Here is a 5,355-nt window from a genome sequence, read left to right as displayed (position 1 = left end):
CCTTCAGGCCACGCCGCGCCCCCCCACCCACGCGCGCCGCGCGGCACGAGCCAGCCGACCAAGGCCAGCCGAGTCCTGGGGAGTCCTCATGACCGTACCGAGCATCGTAGGTGTCCGCCGCGGCCGCCGCCCTCGTCCTGACCGCCCTCCTGGCCGCCTGCACCGGCGAGACCAGGGCGGGCGGCGGCTCCGCCGGCGGCGAGGGGGTGCTGACCGTCTCCACCGGCTCCACCGGCGACTTCGTGCGCGACTTCGACCCGTTCGCGCCCGAGCCGCTGCAGGCCACCCACGGGATGATCTACAAGCCGCTCCTCCTCTGCAACGCGGCCACCTCGGGCGACGTGCGACCCTGGCTCGGCGGGGAGTACGCCTGGTCAGAAGACGGCCGGCGGCTGACCGTCACCATCAGGGACGGCGTCACCTGGAGCGACGGCGAGCCGTTCACCGCGGACGACGTCGCCTACACCTTCGAGGTGATGACCCACGATCCGGCGCTCAACCAGTTCGCCCTCCCCATCGAGGCCGTCACCACCGAGGGCGGGGACACGGTGGTCATCGACTTCACCGAATCCGCCCTGACCAGGGAGTACTTCATCCTTGGCAAGACCAAGATGATCCCCGAGCACATCTGGTCGGAGATCCCGGACGACGAGAAGACCACCGTCCTCAACGAGAACCCGGTCGGCACCGGGCCCTGGACGGTCTCCTCGGTCGAGGGCATGACGATGGAGCTGACCGCCCGCGACGACTACTACGTCGAGGGCCTGCCGCACTTCGACACCCTGCGCTACCGCAGCTTCACCGGCAACAACGCCGCCAACGCGGCCATCACCTCGGGCGAGATCGACTGGGCCGGCGCCTACATCCCCAACGTCCAGTCCAACTACCTCGACAGGGACGAGAACTTCGAGCTGGTGCACATCCCGCTCGCGGTCACCTACCTCACCCCCAAGGCCCAGCGCGGCTCGACCGCGGACCCCGGCGTGCGGCACGCCATCAGCGCCGCCCTGGACCGCGACTTCATCAGCGAGAGCCTCTACGCCGGCCAGGCCCCGCCCATCAACCCGATGGCGCTGCTCCAGCCCAACTTCGAGAACGTCCTCGACCCGTCCCTGGCGGACGCCGAGTTCGAGACCGGTGAGGACGCGGTGGCCCGCCACCTCACCGACGCCGGCTACCGCCGAGGACCGGACGGCGCCTGGGAACGGGACGGCGAACGCCTCACCACTGCTGTTGGTCAGCGGCTGGACCGACTACGTCAGCATCGCCGAGATGACACCCAGCAGCTCGCCGACATCGGCATCGAACTCGACGTGCAGGCCATCTCGTACGCCCAGTTCACCGACCGCCGCAACACCGGCGACTTCCAACTCGTCCCGCCCGGCCTGTGCGTCGCCGTGCTCGGCGCCGCGCTCTCGCTCGTCAGCTTCGGCCTCGACGAGGTGCTCGACCCCCGCCTGCGGAACCGGGGCCCCCGCCGCGGGGCCCGCCGCACGTCCCGTAAGGAGCGCGCCCGATGAGCCAGCCCACGGCGACCGAGCCCGACGCCGCCCACGCCACCGAGGTCGTGCTGCGCGCCGAGCACATCGACGTCCGCTACGACGGCGAACGCCCGCTGCACGCCGTCCGCGACGTCAGCCTCGAACTGCGCCGCGGCGAGATCCTCGGCATCGCCGGCGAGTCCGGCTGCGGCAAGTCCACCCTCGCCTACGCCATCAGCCGGATGCTGCGCCCGCCCGCCAGGCTCATCGGCGGCCGGGTCACCTTCCACGGCAGGGACGCCACCGAGACCGACCTCACCGCCCTGCGCGGCGAGGAGCTGCGCGCCTTCCGCTGGAACCGGCTCTCCATGGTCTTCCAGAGAGCCATGAACGCCCTCAACCCCGTCACCACCATCGGCAGGCAGTTCGACGACATCTTCCGCTCCCACTGCCCCCGGATGGCCGCCGCGGAACGCCGGGAACGCACCCGCGAGCTGCTGGCCACCGTCGGCATCGACCCGGACCTGGCGCGCGGCTACCCGCACGAGCTGTCCGGCGGCATGCGGCAGCGCGTCGTCATCGCCATGGCCCTCGCCCTCGACCCCGAGGTCGTCATCATGGACGAGCCGACCACCGCGCTCGACGTCGTCGTGCAACGCGAGATCCTGGACGAGATCGTCAGGCTGCGCGACCGGTTCGGCTTCAGCGTCATCTTCATCACCCACGACCTGACGCTGCTGCTCGAACTCAGCGACCGGCTCGCCGTGATGTACGCCGGGCGCATCGTCGAACACGCGCCCACCGCCCGCATCGCGCGCGGCGCCGCGCACCCCTACACCCGCGGCCTGCTGCGCTCCTTCCCCGACCTGCTCGGCGCCCGCCGCGAGCTGCGCGGCATCCCGGGACAGCCGCCCGACCTGCGCGAGGAGCCGCCGGGCTGCGCCTTCGCCGACCGCTGCGCCGACGCCTTCGAGCCGTGTGCCGGAAGCCGCCCGGAACCGCACCCGCTCACCCCGCCAGGCGCCGCCGGGACGTGGACGGCCGCCTGCCACCTGCACGCCCCCCACCAGGAGCGGAGCGTGCGGCGGTGACGACCCCCCTGGACGTCGACGGCCTGACCGTCGACTACCGGCGGCGCGGCCGGCCACCGTTCCGCGCCGTCGAGGACGTCTCGTTCACCCTGACCGTGGGGCGCACCCTCGCCCTGGTGGGACAGAGCGGCAGCGGCTCCGCCCCCTCTCCCGGCTCGTCGCCCCCACCGCCGGCAGCATCCGGCTCGACGGCGCCGAGCGCACCCCGGGCGCGTACCGCAGGGCCGTGCAGATCGTCTTCCAGGACCCGTTCGCCTCGCTCTACCCGGCCCACGACGTCGCCCACCACCTGCGCCGCCCGCTGCTCGCCACCCGGCGGGCCACGCGCGGCCGGGACGCCGAGGAGGAGGTGGCGGCCCTGCTGCGCGCCGTCAACCTGACGCCCGAGGCCGACCTGGCCCGCAAGCGGCCGCACGAGCTGTCCGGCGGCCAGCGGCTGGGGGCACCTCCCAGCCTCCCCCAGACTCCGTCCGGGGGGACCCCCATGGCTGGGGGAGGGTGGCGATCGCCCGCGCGCTGGCGCCCGAGCCACGGGTGCTGCTCGCCGACGAGCCGGTGTTCATGTTGGACGTCTCCATCCGCCTGGAGACTCGGCCTCCTCGACCGGCTGCGGGCCCAGCGGAACCTGGCCGTCCTCTATGTCACGCACGACCTGGCGACCGCCCGCCACTTCGCCGATGAGGTGATGGTCATGTACCGGGGCCGGATCGTCGAACGCGGCCCGAGCGACGAGGTCATCCTGCGCCCCTGCCACCCCTACACCCGCCGGCTGGCCGCCGCGGCACCGCGTGGCCCCGCCGCACCGGCCGCCTGACCGGCGCCGGAGGGCGACCGCCTCCCGGCGTGAGGCACAATCGAGCCGATGAGTACCTACCGTGAGCGAGTGAACCGCCGGACGGCGCGGACGACCGTGCAGCGCGCCATCGCCACGCGTGAGCGCCGTTCGCCCGCCTCGGCCCCCCGGGTGCCGACCGTGGGCATCGACATCGGCGGCACCAAGGTGATGGCGGGGGTGGTGGACGCGGACGGCACGGTGCTCGAGCGGCTGCGCACCGAGACCCCGGACAAGTCGAAGAGCCCCAAGGTGGTGGAGGACACGATCGCCGAGCTGGTCCTCGACCTCTCCGACCGGCACGACGTGCACGCCGTCGGCATCGGCGCCGCCGGCTGGGTGGACGCGGACCGCTCCCGGGTGCTCTTCGCCCCCCACCTGGCCTGGCGCAACGAGCCGCTGCGGGACGCGCTCGCGGCCCGGCTCGCGGTGCCGATCCTGGTGGACAACGACGCCAACGCCGCCGCCTGGGGCGAGTGGCGCTTCGGCGCCGGCCGGGGCGCCGACCACCTGGTCATGATCACGCTGGGCACCGGGATCGGCGGCGCCATACTGGAGGGCGGCAAGGTCAAGCGCGGCGCCTACGGGGTGGCGGGGGAGTTCGGCCACATGCAGGTGGTGCCCGGCGGCCACCGCTGCCCGTGCGGCAACCGTGGCTGCTGGGAGCAGTACAGCTCGGGCAACGCGCTGGTGCGCGAGGCCCGCGAGCTGGCCGCCGCCGACTCGCCGGTGGCCCAGCGCACCCTGGACCGGGTGGACGGTCAGATCGCCGACATCACGGGCCCGCTGATCAGCGACCTGGCCCGCGAGGGCGACGCGATGTGCGTCGAACTGCTCGAGGACGTCGGCCGCTGGCTCGGCGTCGGCATCGCCAACCTGGCCGCCGCGCTCGACCCGGCCTGCTTCGTGATCGGCGGCGGCGTCAGCGACGCCGACGACCTGCTGATCCGCCCGGCCAGGGAGGCGTTCAGACGCCAGCTGACCGGCCGCGGCTACCGCCCGGAGGCGAAGATCGTCCGCGCCGAGCTGGGCGCCGAGGCCGGCATGGTCGGCGCCGCCGACCTGGCCCGCCTGGTGGCCCGCCGCTTCCGGCGCGCCAACCGCCGCCGCGCCGCGCGCGCCGAGCGAGTGCACCACCGCACCGGCTTCGACCTGCTCACCCCGAGGGGACGGACGGCCAGACCATGACCAACGACGTCACTCCGGGCCCGCAGCGGCCGCCGCACCGGCCACGCCACCGCTGGCTGGCGTTCGTCACCGTCTTCCTGCTGATCGCCATCCCGGCCGGCTACCTGGCGCTCTCCGCCTACCAGAGCCGGGACAGCGGCGAGGACAAGGCGCGCACGGCGTCGGCGCGGGCGCTGATCTACGAGTGGCCGAGCAAGGTCAGCCGCCGCATCTACGACATCCCGATCCCGGACGGCGCGGCCTACGTCGGCTACTTCGAGACCAACTCCTGGGAGCGGAGCACCATGTATGTGGAGTTCCGGTGTTCGCCCAGGCAACTAAGCGGTTTCCTGGAGGAGTTGGGCGCCGAGTACGGGGACCTCGAGGAGGGCGTCACCATCGACAGGGCCGACGCCGACACGGTCGGCTGGAACTTCGATGACCCGTCCCGGGTGTTCGCCGGCACTGTGGTCCAACAGTCGGACGCCGAGCCGGAGGTGTCCGTCACCGTCGACCTCACCCGCGAGGAGCGTCCCCGGCTGTTCGTGGTCTCGACGACCGAGCCGTGACGTAGTCCGGATACGCAGTTTGCCTATACTGCGACCCGTTCTTGCGGTGGTCGTATGGTAGTGCAAAGTGGGTGCCCGGATGGCTCGGCCGGCTGACTGGTCTCCAGTCGACATGGAATCGGATCCGACCCCGGGCGACCCGGACGAGGTCCGCACGCTGGCCGACCAGCTGCAGACGTTCGCGGACGACGTGGGCGAGGCGTTGGGCCGGGTGC

General features: G+C 72.9%; 5 protein-coding genes. All 5 read left to right on the top strand.

The features are described from left to right. Positions 1-110 precede the first annotated feature (110 nt). The 5 genes from E1265_RS33105 to E1265_RS33085 are packed head-to-tail and all read left to right on the top strand — an operon-like array spanning position 111 to position 5,140. A complete protein-coding gene (locus E1265_RS33105) occupies positions 111-1,520 on the top strand; it encodes an ABC transporter substrate-binding protein (RefSeq protein WP_132934660.1) in 1,410 nt (469 codons plus the stop codon). Beyond that, the gene (locus E1265_RS33100; protein WP_132934659.1) at positions 1,517-2,572 is read left to right on the top strand and encodes an ABC transporter ATP-binding protein; all 1,056 of its coding nucleotides are present in this window, start codon (positions 1,517-1,519) and stop codon (positions 2,570-2,572) included. The genes E1265_RS33105 and E1265_RS33100 overlap by 4 nt, the downstream gene beginning before the upstream one ends. After that, positions 2,460-3,386, top strand: coding sequence for an ATP-binding cassette domain-containing protein (locus E1265_RS40860; protein WP_347877276.1), 927 nt, complete (start codon positions 2,460-2,462; stop codon positions 3,384-3,386). The genes E1265_RS33100 and E1265_RS40860 overlap by 113 nt, the downstream gene beginning before the upstream one ends. A 48-nt stretch (positions 3,387-3,434) precedes the next feature. Beyond that, positions 3,435-4,592 carry an ROK family glucokinase gene (locus E1265_RS33090; RefSeq protein ID WP_132934658.1) on the top strand — a complete coding sequence of 386 codons (1,158 nt, stop codon included), beginning with the start codon at positions 3,435-3,437 and terminating at the stop codon, positions 4,590-4,592. After that, positions 4,589-5,140 (top strand): hypothetical protein, encoded by a 552-nt coding sequence (locus E1265_RS33085; RefSeq protein ID WP_132934657.1) that lies wholly within the window; start codon positions 4,589-4,591, stop codon positions 5,138-5,140. The genes E1265_RS33090 and E1265_RS33085 overlap by 4 nt, the downstream gene beginning before the upstream one ends. Positions 5,141-5,355 lie beyond the last annotated feature (215 nt).

Origin of the sequence: Streptomyces sp. 8K308 (assembly GCF_004348315.1) — a bacterium.
Classification (GTDB): Bacteria; Actinomycetota; Actinomycetes; order Streptomycetales; family Streptomycetaceae; genus Streptomyces.
Note: the sequence above shows the minus strand (reverse complement) of the source record. Positions and strands in the feature narration are given on the sequence as shown.

What these genes read in the sequence shown, in the direction of transcription:
- E1265_RS33085 (WP_132934657.1), top strand. Translation starts at nt 4,589, where the DNA reads ATGACCAACGACGTCACTCCGGGCCCGCAGCGGCCGCCGCACCGGCCA.
- E1265_RS33100 (WP_132934659.1), top strand. Translation starts at nt 1,517, where the DNA reads ATGAGCCAGCCCACGGCGACCGAGCCCGACGCCGCCCACGCCACCGAG.
- E1265_RS33090 (WP_132934658.1), top strand. Translation starts at nt 3,435, where the DNA reads ATGAGTACCTACCGTGAGCGAGTGAACCGCCGGACGGCGCGGACGACC.